The organism is Nakamurella multipartita DSM 44233 (genome assembly GCF_000024365.1).
GTDB classification, from domain to species: domain Bacteria; phylum Actinomycetota; class Actinomycetes; order Mycobacteriales; family Nakamurellaceae; genus Nakamurella; species Nakamurella multipartita.
Window position 1 is genome coordinate 3,941,043 of the sequence record NC_013235.1, and the last position, 26,991, is coordinate 3,968,033.

18 protein-coding genes and 3 pseudogenes are annotated in these 26,991 nt (G+C 68.9%); 11 read left to right on the top strand and 10 right to left on the bottom strand.

The features are described 5' to 3' along the window. Nucleotide 1 precedes the first annotated feature (1 nt). The 8 genes and pseudogenes from NAMU_RS17750 to NAMU_RS17785 all read right to left on the bottom strand — a co-directional run. A pseudogene (locus NAMU_RS17750) lies at nt 2-1,873 on the bottom strand (ATP-dependent Clp protease ATP-binding subunit); the annotation flags it as partial. Further along, nucleotides 1,864-2,184, bottom strand: coding sequence for a chaperone modulator CbpM (locus tag NAMU_RS17755; RefSeq protein ID WP_015748759.1), 321 nt, complete (start codon nt 2,182-2,184; stop codon nt 1,864-1,866). The pseudogene NAMU_RS17750 and the gene NAMU_RS17755, both read right to left, overlap by 10 nt. Further along, the gene (locus NAMU_RS17760; RefSeq protein WP_015748760.1) at nt 2,181-3,155 is read right to left on the bottom strand and encodes a DnaJ C-terminal domain-containing protein; all 975 of its coding nucleotides are present in this window, start codon (nt 3,153-3,155) and stop codon (nt 2,181-2,183) included. The genes NAMU_RS17755 and NAMU_RS17760 overlap by 4 nt, the downstream gene beginning before the upstream one ends. Then, nucleotides 3,155-3,688, bottom strand: a complete 534-nt coding sequence (locus NAMU_RS17765) for a nucleotide exchange factor GrpE (RefSeq protein ID WP_015748761.1) — start codon at nt 3,686-3,688, stop codon at nt 3,155-3,157. The genes NAMU_RS17760 and NAMU_RS17765 overlap by 1 nt, the downstream gene beginning before the upstream one ends. A 5-nt stretch (nt 3,689-3,693) precedes the next feature. Further along, nucleotides 3,694-5,592 carry a molecular chaperone DnaK gene (dnaK, locus tag NAMU_RS17770; protein ID WP_015748762.1) on the bottom strand — a complete coding sequence of 633 codons (1,899 nt, stop codon included), beginning with the start codon at nt 5,590-5,592 and terminating at the stop codon, nt 3,694-3,696. 111 nt (nt 5,593-5,703) lie between these two features. Then, a complete protein-coding gene (locus NAMU_RS30545) occupies nt 5,704-6,576 on the bottom strand; it encodes an MEDS domain-containing protein (protein ID WP_217180467.1) in 873 nt (290 codons plus the stop codon). A 479-nt stretch (nt 6,577-7,055) separates the two neighbouring features. Then, on the bottom strand, nt 7,056-8,381 hold the full coding sequence (locus NAMU_RS17780; protein WP_041369122.1) for an ISL3-like element ISPfr2 family transposase: 1,326 nt from the start codon (nt 8,379-8,381) through the stop codon (nt 7,056-7,058). A 632-nt stretch (nt 8,382-9,013) separates the two neighbouring features. Beyond that, on the bottom strand, nt 9,014-9,325 hold the full coding sequence (locus NAMU_RS17785) for a putative quinol monooxygenase (protein WP_015748766.1): 312 nt from the start codon (nt 9,323-9,325) through the stop codon (nt 9,014-9,016). 108 nt (nt 9,326-9,433) lie between these two features. Here NAMU_RS17785 and NAMU_RS17790 point away from each other — a divergent pair, with 108 nt between their 5' ends. The 11 genes and pseudogenes from NAMU_RS17790 (at nt 9,434) to NAMU_RS17845 (ending at nt 23,196) form a co-directional block, all read left to right on the top strand. Further along, a complete protein-coding gene (locus tag NAMU_RS17790) occupies nt 9,434-10,375 on the top strand; it encodes a GlxA family transcriptional regulator (RefSeq protein WP_015748767.1) in 942 nt (313 codons plus the stop codon). Nucleotides 10,376-10,844: 469 nt separating this feature from the next. Further along, nucleotides 10,845-11,189, top strand: a complete 345-nt coding sequence (locus tag NAMU_RS17795; RefSeq protein ID WP_015747797.1) for a hypothetical protein — start codon at nt 10,845-10,847, stop codon at nt 11,187-11,189. Nucleotides 11,190-11,353: 164 nt separating this feature from the next. Further along, complete coding sequence (locus NAMU_RS17800; protein ID WP_015747798.1) at nt 11,354-12,277, top strand: integrase core domain-containing protein; 924 nt, start codon at nt 11,354-11,356, stop codon at nt 12,275-12,277. 247 nt (nt 12,278-12,524) lie between these two features. Next, nucleotides 12,525-13,757, top strand: a complete 1,233-nt coding sequence (gene istA, locus NAMU_RS17805; protein WP_041369125.1) for an IS21 family transposase — start codon at nt 12,525-12,527, stop codon at nt 13,755-13,757. Continuing rightward, nucleotides 13,757-14,110 (top strand): annotated as a pseudogene (locus tag NAMU_RS17810) (ATP-binding protein); the annotation flags it as partial. The gene istA and the pseudogene NAMU_RS17810, both read left to right, overlap by 1 nt. A 119-nt stretch (nt 14,111-14,229) precedes the next feature. Then, the gene (locus tag NAMU_RS17815) at nt 14,230-15,411 is read left to right on the top strand and encodes a tyrosine-type recombinase/integrase (RefSeq protein ID WP_015746535.1); all 1,182 of its coding nucleotides are present in this window, start codon (nt 14,230-14,232) and stop codon (nt 15,409-15,411) included. Then, a complete protein-coding gene (locus NAMU_RS17820) occupies nt 15,401-17,560 on the top strand; it encodes a tyrosine-type recombinase/integrase (RefSeq protein WP_015746536.1) in 2,160 nt (719 codons plus the stop codon). The genes NAMU_RS17815 and NAMU_RS17820 overlap by 11 nt, the downstream gene beginning before the upstream one ends. Next, a complete protein-coding gene (locus tag NAMU_RS17825) occupies nt 17,557-18,012 on the top strand; it encodes a DUF6262 family protein (protein ID WP_015746537.1) in 456 nt (151 codons plus the stop codon). The genes NAMU_RS17820 and NAMU_RS17825 overlap by 4 nt, the downstream gene beginning before the upstream one ends. A gap of 46 nt (nt 18,013-18,058) precedes the next feature. Continuing rightward, nucleotides 18,059-18,508: pseudogene (locus NAMU_RS17830) on the top strand (ATP-binding protein); the annotation flags it as partial. Nucleotides 18,509-18,955: 447 nt separating this feature from the next. Beyond that, nucleotides 18,956-20,235 (top strand): IS3 family transposase gene (locus tag NAMU_RS17840; protein WP_138180138.1). Its coding sequence is split into 2 segments (ribosomal slippage): nt 18,956-19,244 and nt 19,244-20,235, totalling 1,281 coding nucleotides; the frame shifts between segments, so codons are not numbered across the junction. A gap of 30 nt (nt 20,236-20,265) precedes the next feature. Beyond that, entirely contained in the window at nt 20,266-23,196 is a 2,931-nt protein-coding gene (locus tag NAMU_RS17845; protein WP_015748770.1) for a Tn3 family transposase, read from the top strand. A 130-nt stretch (nt 23,197-23,326) separates the two neighbouring features. Here NAMU_RS17845 and NAMU_RS17850 read toward each other — a convergent pair whose 3' ends face one another. Both NAMU_RS17850 and NAMU_RS17855 read right to left on the bottom strand, forming a co-directional pair. Continuing rightward, nucleotides 23,327-25,810 carry a site-specific integrase gene (locus NAMU_RS17850; RefSeq protein WP_015748771.1) on the bottom strand — a complete coding sequence of 828 codons (2,484 nt, stop codon included), beginning with the start codon at nt 25,808-25,810 and terminating at the stop codon, nt 23,327-23,329. Then, nucleotides 25,807-26,973, bottom strand: a complete 1,167-nt coding sequence (locus tag NAMU_RS17855; protein ID WP_041369126.1) for a tyrosine-type recombinase/integrase — start codon at nt 26,971-26,973, stop codon at nt 25,807-25,809. The genes NAMU_RS17850 and NAMU_RS17855 overlap by 4 nt, the downstream gene beginning before the upstream one ends. Nucleotides 26,974-26,991: the final 18 nt, after the last annotated feature.

Sequence of the window (26,991 nt, forward strand, 5' to 3'; positions counted from 1 at the left end):
GCTCGCAGGAGCCCAAACCGTCGATAACGGTCGGGCCGAGGAAGATGAACGACCCGATGGGCCGCTGGGGGTTCTTGATGCCCGAGCGGGCGCGGACGACGGCGTCGGCCACCAATTGGACTGCCTCGTCCTGGCCGATGACCCGCTCGTGGAGCACCTCGTCGAGGCGGAGCAGCTTGTCCCGCTCGCCTTCCTGGAGTCGCGTGACGGGGATGCCGGTCCAGCGCGACACGATGTCGGCGATCTCCTCGGCGGTCACCACCTCGCGCAGCAGCCGACGGCGGCCCTGCTTTCCCGCGAGCCGGGACTCGGCCGCCTCCAGTCGCCGTTGGATCTCCGGTAGCTTGCCGTGTCGCAGGGACGCCGCCCGGTTGAGGTCGTATTCGCGCTCGGCCCGCTCGCTCTCCAGCCGTACCTGTTCCAGCTCCTGGCGTAAAGACTGCACCTCGCGCAGTGCCGACCGTTCGGCCTCCCACTGCGCGCGCAGGGCATCGGCCTCGGCGCGCGCGTCGGCCAGTTCCTTGCGTAGCTCCTCGAGGCGGGCCATGCTCGCGGCGTCCTCCTCCTGCGAGAGTGCCGCCTCCTCGATCTCCATCCGGGTCACGCGCCTGGTGAGCTCGTCGAGCTCGGTCGGCATCGAGTCGATCTCGGTGCGCAGCATCGCGCAGGCCTCGTCGACGAGGTCGATGGCCTTGTCGGGCAGGAATCGGTCGGAGATGTAACGGTGGCTCAGGGTCACCGCGGCCACCAGGGCGCCGTCGTGGATCTTCACGCCGTGGAACACTTCGAGCCGCTCGCGGAGCCCACGCAGGATCGACAGGGCGTCCTCCTCGTCGGGCTCGTCGACGAGGACGGGCTGGAACCGGCGCTCGAGGGCAGCGTCCTTTTCGATGTGTGTGCGGTACTCGTCGAGGGTGGTCGCGCCGATCATGTGGAGCTCGCCGCGGGCGAGCAGAGGCTTGAGCATGTTGCCGGCGTCCATCGCACCCTCGGCGGCTCCGGCGCCGACGACGGTGTGCAGCTCGTCGACGAACAGCAGGATGCGGCCCTCGGCGCTCTGCACCTCGTTCAGCACGGCCTTGAGCCTTTCCTCGAACTCGCCGCGGTACTTCGCACCAGCGATGAGGGCCCCCATGTCCAGGGCGAAGACAGTCTTGTTCCGCAGACCCTCGGGCACGTCGCCGTCGGCGATGCGCTGGGCCAGACCCTCGACGATCGCGGTCTTGCCGACCCCGGGCTCGCCGATCAGGACCGGGTTGTTCTTGCTCTTGCGGGAAAGGATCTGGATCGTCCGGCGGATCTCCGAATCCCGGCCGATCACCGGCTCGAGCTTGCCGGAGGCCGCTGCCGCGACGAGGTCGCGGCCGTACTTGTCCAGCGCCTCGTAGGTCCCCTCGGGGGTCGCCGACGTCACCCGCTGGTGACCGCGCACCTCGGTCAGGGCAGCCAGGAAGGTGTCGCGGGTCAGCCCGTGAGCGTGGAGGAGCCGCCCGGCCGCCGAGCCCGAGCCCTCATCCACCAGGGCGATCACGAGGTGCTCGACCGAGACGTACTCGTCTTTGAGCCGGCGGGCCTCGCGGTCGGCAGTGTCGAGCAGCCGCGAGAGCCGCTGGGTGACGTGCACCTGCCCGGGGGTCACACCGGGCCCGCTGACCCGTGGGCGGCGGCCGAGCTCGGCCTCCAGGTCCTCGCGGATCCGGTCCGGATCGGCTCCAGCCCGGGCAAGCAGCGGCGCGACCAAACCCTCCCCCTGGTCAAGCAGTGCCAAGAGCAGGTGCTCCCCGTCCACCTCGACGTGGCCGAAGCGCAGCGCCTTGGTCTGGGCGTCGTGCAGAGCCTCCTGCGACTTCTGGGTCAGTCTGTTCATGTCCATGGAACGCCTCCTCGTCGTGACATTCGCCGTTGCTCCTTCTCCAGCACCGCGATCCGGTCGAGCAGCTCGACGACCAGCCCGATGGCGGAGTAGCCGAGGTTCAGGCTCATCCGCAGCCGCTGGATCCTGGCCATCTCCCTCACCTGGGAGGGGTCGAACCACAAGCGCCCCTGGGCGTCGCGGGTGACTTCCAGCAGTCCGAGGGCAACCAGGCGGCGGACCAGCTCGGGATGGACGCCGGTGGCCTGCGCAAAGCTGTCGAGGCTGAGCCGGTACGGGCGAGCGAGGGCGAAGTGCGTGACCGCGGTCATCGTCTGCTCCTCGCGTCGAAGCTGGACACCCGCGCGAGCTCCTCGAAGAGCCGCTGCTCGTCGTCGGTGAGCCTGGTGGGCACGCGGATCTGCAATTCGGCGTAGAAGTTCCCCGGCTTCCCTCGCCTGTCGGGAAGCCCGCGGCCCTGGAGCCGCAAGCGGCGGTGGCTGGACGAGCCGGCCGGGACCTTCACCGTGGCGGCGCCTCCGGGAGTGTCGACGGAGACCGAAGCGCCCAGGGCCGCCTCCCACGGAGCGACCGGCAGGAGCGCGTGCAGGTCGCGACCCTCGACCCGGTAACGCGGGTGGTCGGCGATCCGGACCACCAGGTAGAGGTCTCCGGCGGCCGCCGAACCGCCGCCCGATCCGCCCTGGCCGCGCAGCCGGATCCGCTGACCGTCGACCACGCCCGCCGGGATGGTGACGTCGAGCGTGCGAGGGCCGTCGGGGCCACTGATCGTCACACTGCGCTCCGTGCCGTGGTAGGCCTCCTCGACCGACACCTCCACCTCGGCCTCGTGGTCGGAGCCCGGGACCGGGCCCGGTCCCCAGCCGGCCCGGCCCCGACCGCCTCGCCCCCGGCCGCCGAAGATTCCCCCGAGCAGGTCCTCAATGTCGACGTCGCCGAAGTCGCCCGCTCCGAATCCTCCGGACGGACCCGCCCCCGATGACCAGCGGCCGCGCGTCCCTGCACCGGCGTCGGCGTACGTCCGGGCTTGGCGCCAGGCGGCCGGATCTGTGTCGGGAGGGACGCGTCGGAAGTCCTCGCCGAAGGCGTCGTAGCGGCGACGCAGTTCGGGATCGGACAGCACGTCGTAGGCCTCGGCGATGTCCTTGAACCGCTCCTCGGCCCCGGAGTGCTTGTTGACGTCGGGGTGATGCTGGCGCGCCAGCCTGCGGTAGGCCCGCTGGATGTCGGCCGGATCGGCATCGCGGTTGACTCCGAGAACCTCGTAAAAGTCCTGGGCCATCAGCTTGCCCTGGTCGCCACCACGACCGCGGCCGGTCGCAGGATCTTGTCATCGGGCCCGTAGCCGGGTCGCACGACCTGGGCCACGGTGCCCGGCACCAGCCCCTCACCGGACACAGTGCCGACCGCCTCGTGCACGGCCGGGTCGAAAGCCCTGCCGTCGTCGTCGCGACGCGGGTAGCCGAGGTCGGCAAGGACGCCGACCGCTTGCGCCAGCACGGCACGGACACCCTCGACGACGGTGTCGGGGTCGGGGTCGGACGACGCGTGCTCGAGCGCCCGCTCCAGGTTGTCCAGGACGGGTAGCCAACTGGTTGCCACGGCCGCCCGTTCCTGCTCGCGGCCGCGGACCATGTCCCGCGCGCAACGCTTGCGGAAGTTCTCCAGCTCGGCAGCCGTGCGCCGCCACGCGTCCTCCAGCTCCGCGATCTGGAGCGCCTGGTCGACGCGCTCGGGGGTCTCGTTCGCCGGAGCCTCGTCGCTTCCTGTCCTGTTGGATGCGGTCTGGGTCCTGGGTGCCTCGGGGTCGGACATGGCCGTCAGTGAGCGGTGAACTCGGCGTCGATGACGTCTTCGTCATCGCTGTCAGTCGTCCTGTCGGAGGCGTTGGCCGACCCATCCGAAGATCCGCCGCCGCCGGTCCGGGCGGCGGTGCTCAGCACCTGGCCCATCTGGTGGAGCTCCCCGGTCAGAGCGCGGAGGCGGTCGACCGGTTCGTCGCCGCTCTCGACGGCCTGCCGGGCCTCCTCGACCAGCATCTCGGCGCGGGCGCGGTCGTGCTGGGGCACCGACGCGCCGGCCTCTTCCAGGGCCCTGCGTACCCGGTAGGCCACGGAGTCGAGCTCGTTGCGAGCGTCAATCCGTTCGCGTAGGGCGGCGTCCTCACTGCGGTGAGTCTCGGCGTCCTTGATCATCCGGTCGACCTCCTCCTGGCTGAGCCGGGAGGTCTCGCTGATGGTCACCTGCTGCTCGGCACCGGTGTCCTTGTCGCGCGCCGAGACGTGCAGGATGCCGTTGGCGTCGATGTCGAAGGTCACCTCGATCTGGGGCACCCCGCGGGGGGCGGGACGGATCTTCTCCAGCCGGAACCGGGCCAGCACCCGGTTGTCGGCCGCCCTCTCCCGCTCGCCCTGGAGGACGACGACGTCGACCGCGGACTGGTTGTCCTCCGCGGTGCTGAAGATTTCGGTCCGCCGAGCCGGGATGGTGGTGTTGCGCTCGATGACCTTGGTCATCACCCCGCCCATCGTCTCGAGCCCCAGCGACAGTGGGGTGACGTCGAGCAGCAGCACATCCTTGACATCGCCCTTGATGATCGCCGCCTGGACGGCCGCGCCGATGGCGACGACCTCGTCCGGGTTGACGGTCATGTTGGGGTCCTTGCCACCGGTCAGGCGGCGTACCAGGGCCTGCACGGCCGGGATCCGCGTCGAGCCGCCCACGAGGATGACCTCGTCGATGTCATCGGCAGTGACCTTGGCGTCCTGCATGGCCTGCTTGACCGGGCCCAGGCAGCGCTCGACGAGGTCGGCGGTCAGCTGATCGAACGTCGATCTCATCAGGTTGACGTTGAGGTGCTTGGGCCCGGAGGCGTCGGCGGTGACGAACGGGAGGTTGACGGCGGTTTGGGTGACCGCCGATAGCTCCACCTTGGCCTTCTCGGCAGCCTCGAACAGACGCTGCAACGCCTGGGAGTCGCCTCGAAGGTCGATGCCGTTGGACTTCTTGAAGTCGTCGGCCAGGTAGTCGACGATGCGCCGGTCGAAGTCGTCGCCGCCCAGATGCGTGTCCCCGGCCGTCGACCGGACCTCGACCACGCCCTCACCCACGGTCAGAATGCTCACGTCGAACGTGCCACCGCCCAGGTCGAAGACCAGCACGGTCTCGTTCTCGAGCTTGTCCATCCCGTAGGCGAGGGCGGCCGCCGTCGGCTCGTTGATGATCCGGAGCACGTCGAGTCCGGCGATCTTGCCGGCGTCCTTGGTGGCCTGTCGCTGCGCGTCGCTGAAGTGCGCGGGGACCGTGATGACCGCCTCGGTGACCCGTTCGCCCAGGAACTTCCCGGCGTCGTCGACCAGCTTGCGGAGCACCTGCGCCGAGATCTCCTCGGGCGCATAAGGTTTGCCATTGATTTGGAAGCGCGCCGCGCCGTCGGGACCGGCGACCACGTCGAACGAGACGGTTCCCAGTTCGCTGCTGATCTCGTCGTACTTGCGGCCGATGAAACGCTTCGCGGAAGAGATCGTCCCCTTCGGATTCAGGATCGCCTGGCGTCGGGCCATCTGGCCGACCAGACGCTCGCCATTCTCCAGGAAGGCGACCACCGACGGCGTCGTCCGATTGCCCTCGGCGTTGGGAATCACCTGCGGCTGGCCACCATCCATCGCCGCGATCACCGAGTTCGTCGTTCCCAGGTCGATGCCGACTGCCCTGCCCATGACCACTCCATTCACCGGAAGCACTTGTCACCGCCATGCTCTACGGCGCGCAGGTCACCCACATCCCGTGAACGGGTGCACTTGACGGGTCGGATCGCCTCGGGCTGTGGGCTAGCCCACGTGGGCGCGGTGCTGCATAGCCAGCACGGTCAGCTCCACTCGAGAGTGGATGTCGAGCTTGACGTAGACGTGCTTGAGATGGGCGTCCACAGTGTGGCGGGAAAGGTGGAGCTCCTCCGCGATCCTGCGGTTGGTCATCCCCCCAGCCACCCAGGAGACGACGCGCCGCTCGGCGTCGGTGAGCGACGCCCACCCGCGGCCCGCGCCATCCTCGCCGTCCGCGCGTACCTTGACCAAGGGATACCGGGTGCCGGAGGTGGCACTGGCGGGGGGCGGGTACTCGGTCGGGCGCACGTAGTGGGGGTTGTCGATGACCGTGCGGTCCAGCAGAACCGTGGGGTGGGTGCGGAGCACCTCGACGAGCATCTGGGCCCCGAACTTCTGCAGGTCGTAGAGGCACATCAGGATGGCGGGCATCTGTTCGACGGCGTGGTTGAGCGCCGACTCATAGCGGAACAGGTCCTCCCAGCCCGGGGGCCCGGGCAGCACCCACGACATCTCACCGGCGGCCCGGAGAAGGTCGAAGTCGTCTGCGATCGCCGCGTCCGCGCTCTCGCAGAGGAAGCTCATCATGTCCGCGACGCTGAACTCCCCCGAGCGGAGGTAGGCGTCCGATGTCCGTTCGACGTCGAGCTGTGCCGATCGTCGGGAGTAATCCCGGCTGGGCTGTCCCAAGGCGAGATCCCGGACCAGCGCCGGCTCCACATCGTCGATCAGGCACAGGCACAGGCACTTGTCACCGCACCGCAGCCCCTCCTCGAGAAACGGGAACAACAGCCGGTCGCGCTCGGCCGGGCCCGAGTAGAGCGCGCAGAAGTGCGTTCCCGGGCTGACAGCTCGCACCCCGGGGATCCCGAGGCTCAAACCGTTCATGGTGGACACCGCTCACCGATCGAGAACCCCGAATTTGACACTACGCGCATTGCGGCACAATAGCGTCCATGCGCCCGGTTGGCCCGCCAGGTGGACAGGTTGGCCGAGTCGATTGCCGCGGCGCAGCGGGCCGGCGGACCATCCGGAACCGCACCGGAGGCTTTCCACACCGCCAGGCAGCTCCACGTCGCCCTCAGTGGTCGTCTCCACGACCCCTACACAGGGCGGTAGATCCAGTTCGTCCGAGGACCGGAATCGAGTGCCGTGCAGATCGATCATGTGGGTGGCGCTCGGGCTGACCGCGGCGAGCTTCGCTGCCGACGAGCTGGCCAAGTCGGCCATTGAACGCCAGCTGGAGATCACTGCGAGGCACTGATCTGGCTGCGCAAGGCGGACCCGAAGTCGCGCAGCGCATTCCCGACACCCCCGGATTATCGGCCTGCGCACTATCCTCGCGCACGGTTACGGGCTCATCCCAATCGGGGGTGTAGGAGTTGGGGTCTGAAGCCGCCGGTCTCGAGCAGGCTTCGGGCGATGTAGTTGGTCAGGTTGCGGAACCCGAGTGCGGAGCCGCGCAGGTGTTCGAGCCGTCCGTTGAGCGCCTCGGTCGGCCCGTTGCTGGTGCCGGGTCGTTCGAAGTAGGCGAGCACGTCAGCGGCTCGCTTCTTCAGGGTCCGGCCCAGGGTGGTGAGCTCGGTGAGCACCTTGGGGACGCCGGCGCTGAGGTCGGTGATCAGCTTCTCCATGAGCTCGCGGCCACGTTGCCGGTCCTCGTGGCGATAGGCGGCGATCATGCGCTGGTAGACACCCCAGGTCGCCTCGACCTCGACGTGAGCGTCATCAACGAACAGCGCGCGTAGCCTGTCGCTCTGCTTGTCGGTGAGCAGGTCCGCGCCGGTGTGCAGCGTGCGCCGCGACTTGTAGAGCGGGTCGTCCCTGAACCCACGGTGCCCGTGGATCGCGAGTTGGACCCGGCGCCGGCACCTGTCGAGGGCGTCACCGGCCAGGCGCACGACGTGGAAGGGATCCATCACCGTGACCGCGTCCGGGATCTCCTCTGCAGCGGCGGTCTTGAACCCGGTGAAGCCGTCCATCGCGACCACCTCGACCGCGTCACGGAAGGCGTCGTCGCGGTCGGCGAGCCAGGTCTTGAACGCCGCCTTCGACCGGCCCTCGACCATGTCCAGCAGCCTTGCTGGGCCGGCGCCATCGCGGACCGGGGTGAGGTCGATGATCACGGTGACGTACTTGTCGCCACGCCTGGTGTGGCGCCAGACGTGCTCATCGACGCCAATGACCTTCACGCCCTCAAACCGCGTGGGGTCGTTGATCAGCAGCCGATTGCCTTCAGCCAGGACCGCGTTGTTGGCGGTGTCCCACGCGACCCCGAGTCCCCCGGCGACACGGGCGACGGTGAGGTGTGCGACCACGATCCCTTCCAGCGCCCACCGCAGCCCGGTGCGCGAGAGCTTCGCGCGTGGCTCCGCCGCGGCGCTGGTGTCTTGGCGCCACACGTGTCCGCAGTCGGCACAGCGGTAGCGGCGCACTACAACTTCCAGCACGGTCGGTCGCCAGCCCAGCGGCTCGTGGGCCAACCGCCGGATCACGGTGTCACGAGCAACGCCTTTGCTGCCGCACCGTCGGCACCACTGATCTGGTTCCACCACGCGGCACGCGAGGACCGCACGATCCGGTTCAAGTCGTTGTCCGGTCACGCTCAGACCGAGGCCGTCGAGTCGAGCGAAGGCGGTCAGGTCAGGGCGGCCGAAGCCGGCCGGCGGGGTAGCGTCGAACACGTCGAGGTCTTTCGGATGGAGGGCGTAGGAACCTCCGTCGTCTGGAGACCTCGACGTCTATCTGCGGACCGACGCGCCCGGCCGACCTACACCGTCATCTGAGAAGACCCCTGAAACGTCTTCGACGACGACGGGACCGGCGAGGAGGGGGGCGCGGTGAGCTAAAGGAATGGAGCTTGCTCGGCTTCGACGCCGCCGCAAGCTCCGGTGAAACGGTCGGTACTGGTCGGTCGTCGTCGGTCACCACCGGATGGCGGCGTCCCCCAAGCTCGGCGTTTGCGCAGGTCAGCGGCTCGTTCGCCCAGTGGGCGCATCAAGCGATAGACGCAAAGCCGACGTGATTAGGTCGTCGGTTCGATTCCGACAGGCAGCTCCGGCGAACAGCCCCTGCCCTGCGCAAACGCAGGGCAGGGGCGGTTCGGTCCTGGTGGTCGCGCGATGCGCTGGCCTCACGGCTCTGCCCGACACCGACGTCGCTCTCCTCTGCGACGGACCCCTCGCCGGCTGAGCGCTCGCGGCCGGCTCTCTGTCCGTGTGCCGATAGGCCTCACACCGCTCGGCAACGCAGCGTGGCGTTGCGTCGCGACCTGGCGACGGCTCGGCGGGGCGCGATCGTCTCGTGCGTTGGCGGACTACGGGAGCTTGGACGCGAGGACGTCGGCCGCCAGGATCTCGGGTGCTGCGCCGAGGAGGTGCTGGTTGGCCATCAGGGCTGCGACGATGGCGCCGTTGGCGTGGGCGTCGCGAGCGGCCTCGTCGGGGAATGCATCGAAGATCCAGAAGGTGTCGGCGTGGGTCCTGACCGCGAACCAGACAATCGTTCCTTCTTCTTCGTTGGCGAGCGCGACAGCGCCGGCGAGCAGATCGGCGAGCGCGTCGTGCTGTCCATCGGCCGCGACGATCTTGGCGACGAAGGCATACGGAAGTGATGCGGGTGTGGACATGAGGGGTTCTCCTAGGTGTCGAGGTTTCTTGGTGAAGCGAGTTCAGCGTATGACGAGCAAGGGCATGTGAGAAGTGGCGTATACGGCAGTATTGCTATTGTTCGCGCCATGCGTATCGGACTGATCGCGATCGACGGCTGCTTCGGTTCGGCTGTCGCGTCGGTCATCGACATCGTGCGGGTGGCCGACGGAGCCCGCGGCGATGTCGACCCGCGGATCGACCCGATCGAACTCGCCATCCTCGGACCGAAACGGCGAGTGACCACGACGGCATCGATGACCCTGTCGGTGGACCACCCGCTGTCGGAGTCCGCAGAGTTCGACGTGGTCGTCGTCCCTGCGCTTGGAACCCTCACGGCCGCCGCGACCCACGACGCCCTCCAGAGCCGAGATGCTCGTTCGGTCATCGCCTCGCTCGGGCGCCTCGACGACGCGACCACCCGGATCGCCGCGGCGTGCACCGGCGTGTTCGCCGTCGCCGAGACCGGACGGATGCATCATCGGCGGGCGACGACCAGCTGGTTCCTGGGGCCGGAGTTCCTGAAGCGCTATCCGACCGTCGCCCTCGATCTCGACACCATGGTCGTGGTCGACGGGAACCTCGTCACCGCCGGCGCCGCGTTCGCCCACATCGACCTCGCGCTCTCACTCGTGCGATCGATCAGCCCCGACCTGGCCCAACATGTCGCCAAGCTCCTCATCATCGACGAGCGTCCGTCGCAGGCGGCCTTCGTCGCCTACGAACATCTCCGGCACGAGGACCCGATCGTCGTCGAGTTCGAACGCTTCGTGCGCGCCCGCCTGGACGAACCGTTCAACGTCGCCTTCGTCGCGCAGTCGCTCGGCACCAGCCGGCGCACCCTCGAACGACGAGTCCGTGCGGCGCTCAACCTCACTCCGCTCGGCTTCGTCCAACGGCTTCGCATCGAACGAGCTCGGCACCTCTTAGCAACCACGGACCTCACCTCCGCCGAGATCGCGCTACGGGTCGGCTACGCGAACGCCGAGACTCTGCGCTCCCTCCTGCGCAGGGAGCGACGCCGTTCCTGACCTATCGTCATGCCTGTAGCCGGTGTCCTAGTGCTCGACTGGAACCACCTCTCAGCACGTCGCGTCGACGTTCCTGCGTCGCCCCTGGACGACCCGCTCGACACGCCCGCAGCACAGGCCATGAGACGTGCCCCGGCTTCCCAGACGGTCGGGGTTGGGTGGCTGTGATGTCGCTGCGTTCTCGTCGAGGGGGTCAGCAGACTCGATCAGGGTCGATTGGGATGAGCCGCGAAGGCGGTCAGGTCAGGGCGGCCGAAGCCGGCCGGCGGGGTAGCGTCGGTCACGTCGAGGTCTTTCGGATGGATGGCGTAGGAACCTCCATCGTCGGGAGACCTCGACGTCTATCTGCGGACCGACGCGCCCGGCCGACCTACACCCTCATGTTTTGCTTCTGACTTCGTGTCAGAGATCGGCGTGTTGATCAGCCAACATCCGACGACTCCTTCGACCCGTCTCGGAGGATCCGAAGATGACCCAACCCGATCGTGGCAAGGACCGTGCCGGCCGGCGCACCAAGCGGTTCCTGACGCCCTCGGAGAAGTACGAGATCTGGCTGCAACTGGTCCGGCAGGAGGTGACGATCGCCGAGGCCGCCGAGCAGCAGCAGGTCGACCGATCAACGATCATGCGGATACGCACCGTCGCCAAGGAGGGTGCGTTGGCCGCGCTCGCTGCGTCCAAGCCCGGCGTCGCGGCGGCGCAGCGGGACTACGAGATGGAGGCCGCGAAAGCCGAGATCGCCCGGCTGTCCGAGGCGGTCAAGCAGATGGCGGTCAAGCTCACCCTGGTCGAGGGAAAAGGCGGCTGGGCCTAGATGGCCGGGTCCCGCGCCGCGTCGAGGCGGCCATCAAGGATCAGCTGCTCACGCTGCTGGACCAGGCGCTGGACGCCGGCTGGTCCCTACGCGACGCGTGCGGCGTACTGGAGCTGCCCGAGCGACGCGCGTACCGCTGGTTGGACCGCCGAGCCGAGGGACGGTTGGCCGACTCGCCGCCGGGCGGGTCGCCGATGCACGGCCTGCTCGACGATGAGGTGGCCGCGGTCCTGGCCTTGTTCGACGAGTGGGGCGAGACCGACCGCAGTCATCGCAAGCTGGCCCACCGGGGCTCCTACCTGGGCCGGGTATGGGTGTCACCATCAACGGTGCGGCGAGTGTTGTTCCTGGCGGACAAGCACTTCCGGCCGCTGCCCAAGCCCGGCCGCAGCTCCAAGCGGCCGTTCCCGGAATGGGCCGAGTACAAGCCGAACAGTCTGTGGATCTACGACACAACGCACTTCACCAGGGCCGGGATGGCGGTGCTGATCGTGGAGGACCTGGTCTCCCGCAAGTGGCTGAGCACGGTCGTGTCGGCCGAGGAGACCTCGACGCAGGTGCAGGTCGGCTTCACCCGCGCCCTGCACGCCGAGGGGCTGCTACAGCTGGTCGACGCCCGGCACGACGACGGCCGCGTCGACCTGGGCGTCGACGACGAGCACCGGCCGATCCTGCTGGCGATCTCGGACAACGGCCCGCAGATGACCTCCGGGTCGACCCGCGAGTTCATGGCGTTGTGCGCGATCGCCCAGCACTTCGGCCGGCCCGGCACACCGACCGACCAGGCGTGGATCGAGAGCCTCAACGGGCACCTCAAGGCCGAGTACCCGCACCTCCTGGCCATCCGCGACCCGGCTACGCTGCGTGCCGAACTGGACCAGGTGCGGGCGCACTATAACGGGGTCCGGCTGCACCAGGGCATCGGCTACGTCTGTCCCAACGACGAACACCAAGGACGAGGAGCCCAGATCCGCAAGGCCCGCCAGGCCGGCCTGGAAACCGCCCGCCAACGACGGCTAACCTGGCACCGCGAGCACCGGAACGACCAACACCAACCACCCGCCCCGGAGCCCGACGATGTTGGCTAATCAAACGCCGAAATGCGTCATTAAGTCAGACACACGTCACTCATCTGGGAAGAGCCCGGTTACGCCCGTAGTCGATGAAGCCGTCGTCTGGAGCGTCGACGACGCGTGAAAAGCATATTGCTCCCACCGAAGACACCCGTGCTGCTGAGTCCGGCTCCTATGAGTTGCGCGGCGAAGCTGTCGACGACGCTTGAAAACGAGGCCAAAGCGACGGCCGAAAACGAGGCCACCCAGACAGATTGGATGGGTGATCTCTGTGGAGGATTGGGCTCTGATCCGGCGGCTGGTGGCGGACGGTGTTCCGCAGCGCCAGGTCGCACGGGACCTGGGCATCGGGCGGGCGACGGTGGCGCGGGCGTTGGCTTCGGACCGGCAACCGAAGTACGAGCGGCCAGTGGTGCCGACCTCGTTCACACCGTTCGAACCGGCGGTGCGTCAACTGCTGGCCACGACGCCGGACATGCCGGCCACCGTCATTGCCGAGCGGGTCGGTTGGACCGGGTCGATCACCTGGTTCCGCGACAACGTGCGGCAGCTGCGGCCTGAACACCGGCCGGCCGATCCTTCGGACCGGTTGATCTGGCTGCCCGGCGATGCGGCCCAGTGCGACCTGTGGTTCCCGCCGAAGAAGATTCGGCTCGAGGACGGCAGCAAGACGCTGCTCCCGGTCATGGTGATCACCGCAGCCCACTCGCGGTTCATGGTCGCCAAGATGATCCCCACCCGCCACACCGCCGACCTCCTGCTGGCGATGTGGCTGTTGCTGCAACTCCTGGGCAGGGTCCCGCGCAGGCTGATCTGGGACAACGAGTCCGGCATCGGCCGCGGCAAGCGCCACGCTGAAGGTGTGGGCGCGTTCACCGGCGCCCTGGCCACCACCCTGATCCGGCTCAAGCCCTACGACCCCGAATCGAAAGGCGTCGTGGAACGCAGGAACGGTTACTTCGAGACCTCCTTCATGCCCGGCCGCGACTTCACGTCGCCGGCCGACTTCGACGCCCAGTTCACCGACTGGCTCACGATCGCCAACGCCCGAGTGGTGCGCACCATCAAGGCCCGACCCATCGACCGGCTCGATGCAGACCGGGCGGCGATGCTGCCCCTGCCACCAGTGCCGCCAGCGGTGGGTTGGATCAACCGAGTCCGGCTGGGACGCGACTACTACGTCCGCGTCGACAGCAACGACTACTCCGTCGACCCGGCAGTGATCGGCCGGTTCGTCGACGTCACCGCCGACCTGGCACGAGTCCAGGTCCGCCACGAAGGACGCCTCGTCGCAGCCCATGAACGAGTGTGGGCCCGCGGACAGGTCGTCACCGACCCCGCCCACGTCGCGGCCGCGAAGGCGCTGCGCGAGCAGCTCCAACTGCCCCGACCAGCACCCGGCCACCACGACGAACTTGCCCGGGACCTGGCCGACTACGACCGCGCCTTCGGGCTCATCACCGGCGGCCTGACCGACGGCGAGGAGGTGGCGTAATGGCTTCGGCGAAGACGAACAGCGGCACGACCGAGGCGCTCAAGCAGCTGACCTACCTGGCGTCGGCGTTGAAGGCGCCACGGATCACCGAAGCAGCAGCCCGGTTGGCCGACCACGCCCGCGACGCCGGCTGGACCCACGAGGAGTACCTCGCCGCGGTCCTGGACCGGGAGGTCGCCGCCCGCAACGCATCCGGCGCCCAGCTACGGATCCGCGCGGCCGGGTTCGCCGCACGCAAGACGATCGAGGAGTTCGATTGGGACGCCCAACCCGCCACGCGCCAACAGATCGCCGCCCTGGCATCGGGTGGCTTCCTCACCGAAGCCCGCAACGTCGTCCTACTCGGCCCGCCCGTTATCCCCGGTTCCTGACGCGCCCTCATCACTGTCATCACCGAGCCCTGTCCTGACGTCCTGCCATCGTCGTTTCCTCGCAATCAGCGGGTCTTCTTCGACGAGATGGAACGGCAACGATGGCGCAGAGCGTGATGGCCCGACCCGACGGCGGGCCTCGCACGTGGACGGTGATCGATCAGGGATACCGGACGGTCGGACCGGTCGAGGAGTGGCTGGAGGCCCACCGGCATCTTTGGTCGCCGAACACGGTCCGCGGGTACGCGACCGCGCTGAGCCAGTGGTGGACGTTCCTTGAACAGCGGGCCGAGTCCGGGCGGTGGAACGAGATCGGCGTGCCGACGGTGTCGGCGTTCGTGTCCTGGATGCGCAACGGGCGCCGGGTCGAGCGTTCCCTGGTGCCGGAGGACGGGCCGTCGCCGGAGACGATGCAGGCGCGGCTGGCCGCGGTCATCTCCTTCTACACGTGGCACGAAGCCGTGTCCGGCGTTCCGGTGGCCGGCCGGTTGATGCGTGGAGCGCCGCGGCGGGCAGTGGCCCGGGGGCTGCTGTCCCATCTGGATGCCCGCTCGGGGCCCGCTCCGACGTCGCTGGTCCGGGTGCGCCGCAGCCGGCGGCATCGTCCGCCGTTGCTGATGCCCCAGCAGATCCAGGCGATCCTGGATGGCTGCGCCACCTACGATCCAGACACCGGTGAATGGGTCGGAAACCTGCGTGACCGGCTGCTTTTCGCCGTTCTTGCGGAGAGCGGCATGCGGATCGGCGAGGCGTTGGGTTTGCGGATCAGCGACTTCGTGATGGGTCGCGGCGGCACCCCGTTCATCGAGATCGTGCCTCGCGCGGACAACACCAATGGGGCGCGGGTGAAGATGATGCGTCCCCGCCGGGTCTACGTCGGCGCCGATCTCGAGCGGCTGTTCGCCGACTACCTGACCCTCCTGGCCTGCACAGCAGCCGATATGGGCATCGCGGTGGCGGCGGACTCGCCGCTGCTGGTCAACCTGCAACGGCCGCCGCTGCTGGCTGCGCTGCACGAGGGCACCGTCCGCGACAAGACGGCCGCGCTGCGGAAGAAGGGGATCGGCCCGCCCGGGTGGACCCCGCACTGGTTCAGGCATAGCCACGCGACCGCGTTGCTGCTGGCCGGCACGGCGGAGTGGGTGGTGTCCCGTCGGCTGGGGCACGCCCACGTCCAGACCACGCTGGACCTCTACGGCTGGGTCCGCGAGGACGAGGCGCTGCGGGCGGCGGCGAACTGGACGTCGTACGCGTCCAATTGGCGGGTGACCGATGCGCCGTGAACCGGGCGGGGGCCTTCGGCCCGCCGAGGACCTGGATCCCGTTCATCGGCTCTGGCTGGAGCTGCCCGAGCAGTGGCGGGGTCCGGTGATCGGACCCGGCATCGCGAACTGGGACCGGATCACCGAAAACGGCGACAGGCGAATCGATCTGACTGGGCTGCCTGACCCGTTCCCGGCCGAACTCGCGTGGATGGCGCACTGGCAGTCCGTCGACGGGACCCGATCGACGGTGCTGGCGATGAACCAGCTGGCCAACATCCTGCGCCGCGCCATCCGCGAGGGGCACCCGTTCCCCACCTCGATGCTGGCCTTGGACTGGGAGACGGCCTCGGCGTTGCAGGGGTGGTTCTACGCGCACCGCTGGGGGCGGCTCCCACCCAAGGACAGCCGTAGCCGGCTGCGGGTGCTGTTCCGGTTCGCCCGGCAGGCGTTGATCGCCCGCTGCCACGATGGCCCGTGGTGGACGCTCGACGAGTGGCATCCACGTTGTGATCCGCGGATACCGCTGTCGACCCGGGAACCACAGGCCAACTACGGGTGCTCGCCCGGGCAGATCACCCAGCCCTGGCTCCGGGAAGCCGTCAAGTGGTACCTGGGGACCCAACTGGAGTCCGGGGCGCTGCGCTGGACGACCGTGAGCCAGGACCGGATGAATTGCCTGCGCCGGTTCGACGTCTGGCTGACCAGTTGCCTGGACGATCCCATCGAGGTGCTCGGCGATCCAGCGGCGGCCGCCGGGCAGGCGGACAGATATCGACGTTGGGCCATGGAACCGGGCCACCGGAAGACCGGCACGTTCGACCGTCGGACGCCCCCGAAGCCGGCCCACCCGCGCCTGATCAACGACGACATCCGGGCAGTGGCAGATCTGTTCACCTTCATGGTGGCCAACCGAGACCGGGCCCACATCGTCACCGGATACGCCGTCTGGGATCGGGTCACCGACACCCACGTGGCCGGATGGTTCCGCCAGGTCTCCCGCATCCCGCGGACACCCACCCTGAACGACCGGCACTACGTCGACGACCACGCGCTCGCCCAGATTCCGGGTGCGCTGCCGTTGCTGGGCTTGCCCCGGGACCAACAGATGACGATCACCCGGGGCGACGGCACCCAGGTTCTCGCCGCCGGCTTCGACGATCCGCAGGCGATGCGGATGATCCTGCTGCAGATCCTGACCGGGCGTCGGTCCAGCGAGATCCGCACGTGCGAGTTCGATTGCCTGTCACCGGCTCCCGATATCTCGGTGCAGTCCGGGCAGGACCAGGAAGTCGTCCGGTTCCGCTACGCCCAAAGCAAGATCGACACCGCGCCGGACACCATCCTGGTCGACCGCGAGGTCTCCGCGGTCATCGAGGAGCAGCAGCGTTGGGTCCGCGAACACCTGCCGGAGTTCGAACCGCGGCATCTGTTCGTGCAGCGGACCGGGAACCGCAACGGCGACAAGCCCTACCCGCCGGGAACCTACAACTGGATGCTCCGGGAGCTCAGCAACGTCGCGCGGATCACCGACGGCCAGGGCCGGCAACTGCAACTGAGCAACACGCACCGGTTCCGACACACCAAGCTCACTCGGCTCGCCGAACTCGGCCTGCCCATCCACGTCCTGCAGCGGTACGCCGGGCACGCCACACCGACCATGTCGATGCACTACGTGGCGCAGCGCGAGGAACACGCCGAGCAGGCGTTCCTGGCCACCGTCAAGCTGCGGGCCGACGGCAGCCGGGTCCAGTTCTCCCGTGAGGACCACGACGGCCTGCACCTGCTCGACCGGGCCGACCGGTTCCTGCCCAACGGCTGGTGCCTGCTGCCCCCGCTCCAATCCTGCGACAAGGGCAACGCATGTTTGAGCTGCTCGGTCTTCGTCACCGACGCGACCCACGAGCCGACACTACGACGCCAACAGGCCGAGACCGAAGCGTTGATCACACGCACAACCAACGCGTTTCGGGAGAAGCACGGTCGCGCCATGCCCGAGGACAATGTTTGGCTCGCGCAGCGTCGAGCCGAGCAAGCGGCGCTCACCCGGCTGTTGGACACGATGGCCGACCACCCCGAACGGGCGGTGCAAGGAGGCGGATGCGGCGCACCTCCGACAGGCCCGGTGCCCCTGGCACTCACCGGACCCAGGCGCAGGACCCGGCCATGACCGACGCGAACGCGAAACGCGCCGCGACGCTGACCGCCGCAGCCAAAGCGAAATCAGCCGCGAAGACCCAGGCCGCCGAGCAAGGCATCCGCGCGCTGGTCAAACGGGGCGAGTCCGTCACCTTCCAGGCCGTTCAACGGGAAGCCGGCGTCTCGCACGCCTTCCTCTACGGCAGCCCGGACCTCCGCGCGCGGATCGAGCACCTACGTTCCCGCGGCCGCCCGGGACCGACGCCAGCCAACCCACCGGACTCGGAAAGCACGCTCGTCCTGAGCCTGACCGCCCAGATCACCCAGCTCAAGAAGCGGCACCGGCAAGAGATCCAGACCCTCAAAGACGCGCTCGCGCAAGCCCACGGGGAGAACCTTGAACTTCGCCGCGAACTCGCCCGCAAGGGCAGCTGCGCCCGGCACCACACCGCTCACGTTGCATCGATCGCAGAAACGTCATGACCAGCGCAAATGTCGCTCGCAGGAGCCCAAACCGTCGATAACGGTCGGCACCGGCAAGACCCACCTGGCCACCGGGCTCGGCATCGCCGCAGCGAACCACGGCCACCGCGTCTTGTTCGCGACCGCGACCGAATGGGTCACCCGGCTCACCGACGCCCACCGCGCCGGACGACTACCGCAAGAGCTGGCCAGGCTGCGGCGCTACGGGCTGATCATCGTCGACGAGGTCGGCTACCTGCCCTTCGAGCAAGACGCGGCGAACCTATTCTTCCAACTCGTCTCATCGCGATACGAGCACGCCTCGCTGATCCTCACATCGAACCTGCCGTTCAGCGGCTGGGGCGGCGTCTTCGGCGACCAGGCCGTGGCCGCCGCGATGATCGACCGAGTCGTCCACCACGCCGACGTTCTCACCCTGAAGGGCGCCAGCTACCGGCTACGCAACCGCGGAATCGACACCCTGCCCAGCATCAGAACCCACGACACCGCAGACTGAAGCCACGAACCGGTGGCCTCGTTTTCGATCGTCGGATCGGCCTCACTTTGGAGCGTTGCCGACAGAAGCACGCACGTTGGCGATCCTCGAGGCCGCCCTCGAACTTTTTCTTTCACGGCCGCGGACATTTCCGGAGCTGGGCGCGGCCCAGAGAATGAAAGGTCGCTGTCCTGTCGATGCTGCGACGAGACACACAATCGGCGTCCCGCAACGGGATCCCCATACGGGCACCTTGCCCGTGCCGGTGGCCGCTGGCTAGCGTGCGTGCGGTGACGGCCATCCGAGCCGGCTGGAGGCGAGATGCCGGTTCGCTACCCGTCCGACCCTGAGCTTGCCCGGCTCAGCAGTTGGCCGGACGAGATCGACGTCGCCGACGCGGTCACCTACTTCACGTTGTGAATCCCCCCGGCGTGTCCGGAGACTCCAGAGCTTGGGAAGGTTGGAGTCATGCCGGGAGATTCAACGAGGCGGTACCCGCTGGAGCTGAAGCAGCGGGCTGTACGGATGGTCGCGGAGATCGCGGGTGAGCACGAGTCCGAATGGGCGGCGATGAGCCGCGTGGCTGAGCTGCTCGGCGTCGGTACTGCCGAGACGGTCCGTAAGTGGGTGCGGCAGGCCGAGGTCGACACCGGGACCCGGGTCGGCACCTCCTCGGAGGAGTCGGCCGAGCTGCGCCGGCTGCGTCGGGAGAACGCAGAACTCAAGCGCGCCAACGCCATTCTGAAGGCAGCTTCGGCTTTCTTCGCGGCCGAGCTCGACCGGCCTTCCCACTGATCGCGGAGTTCATCCGCCGCCACGCAGGCCGCCGGGAGGCCGGCGGTCTGCGGTGGGGAGTCGAGCCGATCTGCAAGGTCCTGTCCGAGCACCTGGGTCTGCGGATCGCCCCGTCCACCTACTACGAGCACGCCGCCCGGCCCGCCCAGACGCGGCCGGCCGCGGTGCGGGATGCGGCCCTGCTCGAGCAGATCCGCCGGGTCCACACAGAGAACAACCACGGCACCTATGGTGCCCGGAAGGTGTGGCTGCAGCTGAACCGGGAAGGCGTCTCGGTGGCCCGGTGCACCGTGGAACGGCTGATGCGCTCCGCCGGCCTGGTCGGTGTCCGCCGGGGCAAGATCAAGCGGACGACGGTCGCCGATCCGGGTGCGCAGCGGCCCGCTGACCTGGTGCAACGACGGTTCGGCGCGCTCGTGCCGGATCGTTTGTGGGTGGCCGACATCACCTACGTGAGTACCTGGTCGGGATGGGTGTACGTGGCGTTGGTGACCGATGCCTACGCCCGCCGCATCCTGGGCTGGCGGGTCGCGACCACGATGACCACACAGCTCGTCCTGGACGCGTTGGAGCAGGCCATCTGGACCCGTCAACGGGCCGACCGGACTGTGGAACACGTCGTGGCGCACAGCGACCGCGGGTCCCAGTACACATCCATCCGGTACTCCGAACGCCTCGCCGAGGTCGGCATCGCAGCATCGGTCGGCAGCGTCGGCGACTCCTACGACAACGCCCTGGCCGAAACAATCAACGGCCTGTACAAGGCCGAAGTGATCCGTCACCGCGGCCCCTGGCGCAGCATCGACTCCGTCGAATTCGCCACCGCCGAATGGATCGACTGGTACAACCACCGACGCCTGCACGAGTACTGCGGCGACATCCCACCAGCCGAACTCGAGGACGCGTTCTACGCTCACCACCGAGCCCAGCAAACCGCCGGACTCACCGTTTGAGACAGCCTCCGGACACGCCGGGGGGATTCATTGTCCAGCGATGACCTGTCCTGGGTCGCGGGCTTCAACCGGGTCGAGAACCGGTTGGGTGTGATGGTGCAGCTGTGCGCCTTGCCGTGGCTGGGCTGGATCCCGGACGACCTGAGCGCGTGCCCGGCAGCCGCCCTGGACCGCTTGGCCGCCGCATTGGCGGTCGCCCCTGATCAGGCGGCCGGCTTGCTGGTGGCCTATGGCGGCTGGCGGGGAGAGACCCGACGCACCCACCGGGCCCAGGTGCTGGCCCGGCTCGGCTGGCGCTGGTGTGCCGCCGGCGAGCGCAAGCAGCTCGATGAATTCCTGCTCGCCCGCGCGTTGGAGCACGACGCGCCCACGCTGCTGCTGCAGATGGCCTGCGACTGGCTACGCGGGGAACACATCGTCCGGCCGGCGGCCGACGCGCTGACGAGGCGGATCGCGTCCGCGCGTGATGCCGCCCGCGCGGAGACCTATCACCGGCTCCGACCGTTGCTGTCCCCGCCTCGGCCACGCCAGCTCGACGGGCTGCTCGACGTCGACCCGGATCTGGGGATCACCCGGCTGACCTGGCTGCGCCGCGGCGCGACGGCCGCGACCCCGGAGGTGCTCAAGGCCGAGATCGACAAGCTGGAATTCCTGCGTGGGCACGGCGCCGACACCCTGGACCTGTCCCGGCTGCCGGCCGGCCGGCGCCGGCTGCTGGCCGAGATCGGCCGGCGTTCCACCAACCAAGCCCTGCAGCGTGCCGATGTCGACCGCCGGCATCCGGTGCTGCTGGCCACGCTCGCCGAGACCTACGTCGAGGTGCTCGACGAGCTGGTCCAACTGCTCGACCAGGCCCTGGCCGGCGCGGAGTCCCGCGCCCGGCACGAGCTGTCGCAGCGGCTGGTCGACCGCGCGAAGGCCGAAGCCGACCGCGCCCGGCTGCTCGATGAGATCCTCGACGTGCTGGCCGATCCGAGCGTCGCCGACGCCGCCGCCGGCCGCCTGGTGCGCCAACGGGTCGGTATGCCGCGTCTGGTCGCTGCGCGCCGGCCCGCCGGGGAACGCGAGCAGCGCGACCACGGCCACTTCGATCTGCTCGCCGCCCGCTACAAATACCTGCGCACCTTCACCCCAGCCGTGATTGCGTCGCTGCCGCTGACCGGCAACACCGCCAGCCCGGCCGTCAGGTCCCTGCTCGACGCAGTCGCCGTGCTGCGGGAGCTGAACACGGCCGGACGAAGCATGGTGCCCGACGACGCGGCCACGGCGGAGGCGACGTCATTCGTCCCGGCCCGCTGGCGCGACTACCTGGACGCGACCCGCGGACAGGGCCGCGGCGCGGCCTACCGGCACTACTGGGAACTCGCCGTGCTGTACGGGGTGCAGGCCGGGCTGCGTTCGGGTGACCTGTGGGTGCCCGGCTCACGCCGGTACACCGACCCCGCCGCCCTGCTGTTGCCGGTCGAGCGGTGGGCCGTCCAACGCGACGACTTCTGCACCCTCACCGGAGCCGACGCGAACCCGCACCGGCAACTCGACCGACTCGACGGCGAACTGCACTCGGCGATCGCCTCTCTGGAGGCCGTGCTGGCCGACCCCTCGGCCGAAGGCCTGGCCCGCCTCGGCGACGACGGTGATCTGATCGTGTCGCCGCTCGCCGCTGAGCAGGTCCCGGCCGCAGCGGACGAACTCGCCGCGGCGTGTGCCACCCGGCTACCGCGCGTGCAGCTGCCGGCACTGCTGATCGAGGTCGACCAGATGACCGGGTTCAGCCAGGAGTTCACCCATGCCGGCGGCGCCCAGCCCCGCAACCCTGATCTGCGCCGCAACCTGTACGCGGCGTTGATCACCTACGCCTGCAACCTCGGCTACGCCGGGATGGCCGACGCCTCCGGCATCTCCGAAGACCAACTGGCCTGGACCTCCCAGTGGTACCTGCGGCAAGACACGCTGCGCGCAGCAAACACCCGGCTGGTCAACGCCCACCACGCGAATCCACTCGCTGCCCTGTGGGGCGGCGGCACCCTGTCCTCGTCCGACGGGCAACGGTTCCCGCAGCGCGGCCGCAGCCTCACCGCCCGCGCCCTGTCCCGGTACTTCCTCGACGAGGGCACCACCACTTACACCCACGTCTCCGATCAACACTCCACGTACGGCACCAAGGTCATCCCGACGACCTGGCGCGAAGCCGTCGCCGTGCTGGACGAGATCTTCGGCAACCCCACCGATCTGCCGCTCGGCGAGCACACCGTCGACACCGCCGGCCAAACGCTGGCGACGTTCGCGATCTTCCACCTCGCCGGGTTGCAGTTCTCCCCACGCATCCGCGACATCGGCCGCCTACAGCTCTACCGCCTCGGCGCAGCATCGACCTGGCGCGCCCGCTACCCGCACGCCGGACCGCTGCTCGGCCAACCGATCCAGACCCAGCTGATCGCCGAGCACTGGAACGACATGCTCCGCCTGGTGGGCTCGATGAAGTTCGGGCACACCACCGCCAGCCTGCTCATCGCCAAGCTGCACGCCAGCAGTCGGCAATCCAGCCTGGCCAGGGCGCTGCACGAGTACGGCCGGCTGATCCGCACGATCTACGTCTGCCGTTACGTCGCCGACGAAGAACTCCGTCGCCGGGTGCGGCGTCAGCTGAACAAGGGCGAGAGCCTGCACGCGCTGCGCCGCGACCTGTTCTTCGCCCACCAAGGCCACGTCCGCCGACGGCACCTCGACGACCAGATCGACCAGGCCCTGTGCCTGACCCTGGTGACCAACGCCTGCGTGCTGTGGACCACCACCTACCTCGCCGACGCGCTCGATGCCCTCCGCATGGAAGGACATGACGTCGACGACGAGATCGCCGCCCACCTCACCCCGCGCAGCACGACCACATCAACTTCTACGGCACGTATTCCTTCGATCTCGACGCCGAACTACGCCGCGAAGGACACCGGCCACTCCACGTGACCGCCTGACTAACCCAGCAAGATCACCAAAACACCCAGATCCGTTCCGTTGCTACGGCGACCCGGTGATGGTGGCGCGCTCAGTTTCTTCGACCGGCGGCCGCGAGGCTTGTTGATCAACTCCGGCGCCTTCAGGCGACGCCGTGATGATTGAGCACTGCCGGTCCGGCACATCCGCCCGATCCTCGTCGAGAAGCTACGGCAACCCCTGGTTGTCCGGTTGGGATCGTCATCGGTGGTGCGGTGAGCAGCAAGTCGATCGGCAAGCCGTCGCTGCCTGGGGACAGCGCCACCTGTTCCTTCTTGGCCTTGAGATGTTCCAAAGTGACCCGGAGCTGGTCGAGGTCGCCGAACCACTGTTGCTGCTGTGCTCGGTCGACTCGTTTGTGCAGGTCCTGTTCGATGGCGTCCAGGCGGCCGGCCTGGTCGGCGCTGACGTGCAGGTAGTCGCAGCGGATGCAGGCGTGTTCGTGGCTGCATCCGGTGCCGTAGGGGCGGGCGCAGTTGCCGAGCTCGACCCGGCGCCGGCCGAAGTGTTCGGCGAACTCCTGCAGTTCCTCCGGTGTTGTAGAGCGGTATTCGTCGGCGGGGCGTTGCGCGCGGCGCCGGGCGAGGTAGGAGTCGTAGGCGGCGAACACCTCCGTCGGGTAGGTCGCGACGTAGCCGCGGGTGGTGTTGATGTCGTCGTGACCGGCCAGTTGGGCGGCGATGTGGATGGGCAGCCCGTTGGTCACGGCGTCGGTGAGGAACAGGCGCCGGAAATCGTGCGGGGTGAACCGGATCGGGGCGCCGTCGGTGTCGCGCAGTCCCGCGGCGACGGCGGCCTTGTCGAGTCGGTTGCGGACGAACGCCCCGCTCATCACGGTGCGGCGGCCGCTGCCCAGTCGGCGTTGGAACAGGAACGGCAACGGTGTGCTGTAGGTGAGTTCGTACTCGTCCCGTCGGGAGACCAGGGGCAGCATCGGCCCGCGGTCGTCGACCGGCGCAGCCTGTTGGTGCGCCAGCTGCCGGGCCACGATCCGGCTCAACGCGTGGGTGAGTTGCGGGCTGGCCGGCAGGACCCGTTCCATGTTGGTCTTCGACGGCGCGATCTGGATCAGCGGCACGACCTGCCCGTCGGGTTTGCGGAACGCCCGGATCGACAGGTGAGTGAGCTCGAGCATCTCCTCGATCCGGATACCGCTGTGCCGTAGCACTTCCACCGCCGCCCACGTCCAGAACGCGGCATCTTCCTCGGCGGTCAGATCAAGCTGCCGGCCATCCGGGGACAGCACGAACACCTGCGTTCGGGTGTAGCCGCCGGTGTGCGTGTTCGGCGCGACCCGCCAGGCCTGGCCGTCGAGTAGGAACTCTTCCCCGGCCGGGATCCCGGTCGCCGCCCGCAGCCGCTTCTCGGCGATTCGCAGGGTCTCGGCGATGCTGCTGACCAGTTGCGGCACCACCATCGTCAGGCTGCGGGTGCGGGCGGCCATCGCGGCGGTTTGCCGCTGCGTGTTCTGCCGTTGCATCCGGCTGGTCTCGCGGCCGTTGAACGGGCAGGGACGCGCCCATGGCGCCCAGCGTGCCGGGTCGTCGTGGGCCCAGGACGCGATGTCCAGGTAGAGCGCGCGGGCCGCGCTCACCACATGGCCGAGGTCCCGGCGGGGTTTCCCGTTGGGCAGCGTCGCGATCCGCTGCCGCCACTGGGTGGCCTCGCTGACCGTGAGCGCCAGGTCGGCCTTCCCCGGGTAGTGCCGCTGCAGGTCGCCCCAGAACAGCTTCAGCAACATCCTGGCCAGGCCCGCGATAGTGCTGTAATCGCAGGAGGTCTGCCGCTCGGTGAGGTAGTCGACGAACATCGCCGCGACCGCGGGATTCTCGACCCCGTGGTGGGCGACCAGCTGCGCCGGCGTCCGCTGTCGGACTCGCAGCACCTCACCCAGCTCGAACGGTTCCCCTGCCAACAGCCCGGCCCGCCGCGCGTACGTCCAGGCCACGTACATCGCGCCGCGCATCCCGGCCTCGATCAGCACCTCCCGTTCGGCCAGGAAATCAGCCGCCCGCAACTCCGCCAGGGATCGGCCGGAGCTGATCGACATCCGGGACAGCTCGATCAACGTGACGACCCGGACCCGGATCGCTGGTGTGCCCGCCTCGAGCAGGTTCCGGATCCGGTCGAACAGGTCGGCGTCGTGATACGTCGTCCACAGACTCCACAACCGCGCCCGGCTCATCGACAACATCCACCGGGAGGTTGGTCGGATCGCCTGCAGGACAATGAGAGCGTCGATCGCCATCCGAGACACGTTGCGGGTCGTGCCGCTCATCGCCTGCAGCCACGCATTCCACCCGGACCCGTTGGGGCCACCGCCGGCGTCCCACCGCTGTCTCCACGTCACGCCGTCCTGTTGCTCCAGCCAGTCCAACACGCGGCGGGCTCCCCGGGCGCCTAACCCTCGACCGGCGGCGACCTGCGACGGTGGGAGGACCTCGGAGATCAACGCCCGGATAAGCGGCTCGAGCTGTTCGCGGTCCAAGCGGTCAAGACCGCCGGCGGCCAGCGCCGCCTGCACCGCCGGGACCGGCCGGCCGGGCCGCCACGTCTGCACCCGGCCGGTGTCCGGCGAGCCGGTCACGGTGTCAAACCCGGGAACAGGACCTGCATGTCGTCCTGGTCGTAGCCCACGGCCACGGTGGGCGCCGGCGCCGGCCGGGCCAGGTGCTCGTGCAAGCGGGTCACCAACTCGTCCAACCTGGCCGCGGAGTAGTCCGTCAACGTCGTCAGGCTGCGGTGCCGCATCAGCGTCTGCACATCCGTCAGTGACAACCGGTCGTCGGCCAACAGCCGATGCGCGAACGTGTGACGGAAGTCGTGCCAGGTGATGTTCGTGCCGAGCTCCTGGTTGACCCGCTCCAGGACCTGACGCATCGCGAAATACGTCAACGGATGAGCCGGCCGACGGATCGTCATCCACACCGGGTCGTCGGGTAACCCCAGTGGTTGCGCCGCGAGGTAACGGCCAATCAACACCAGCGCCTCCGGCGCCAGCGGTATCCACACCCGACCCGGTCGACCCTTCGGAACCACCGACACCACACCCAAGCCGACGTCGATCCCGTTGCGGACCATCGACAACAACTCGCTCGCCCGCGCCCCCGAACTCAACGCCACCGCGATCAGGGCACGGTCCCGGTCATGCCGCAGAGCCGCGAACACACGCTGCAGCAACGGCTCGGACAGCGCGCGGGGTTGAGCGACCGGTTCCCGCTGCCGATAGGCCGGGCCGCCGACAGCCGCTCGTGCCGTGGACTGGCCGGGGAACCGGGTCACGCTCCGCCGCAGCGGCACCGGGCTCCGCAACGGGCCGAGATCGGCGTCGACGGCGTGCCGATAGAACTCGCTGAGCACCGACAACGCATGGTTGATGGTCCTGGGCGCATACCCCGCCGCTAGGTAGGCCTTGCCCGTCGCGGTGTTCACCGTCCCGGCCGGTGGCCGGCCACCCGCCGCTGTGCGCCGGTCGCGGGCTGGGTTGGCCGCCGTGCGCAGCCACCGCACGTAGTCGCGCACCTCGACCCTGCCGGCCTGCTGCCACGAAACGCCCACCGCGGCAAGGAAACGCAGCCACCGCAGAATGTCGTGGGCGTAGGAACGGCACGTCGCGGCGGAACACCCGCCGGCGACAAGCTCGCCCCGGAAACTCACCCACGCCAGCACCGGCTCGCCGTCTGCGCCCAGCACCTCCCACGGACCCCGACCAGTCCGGTGGACCCGGCCGATCGTTGGAACACGAAGCATCGCGACATCGCGCGGCGC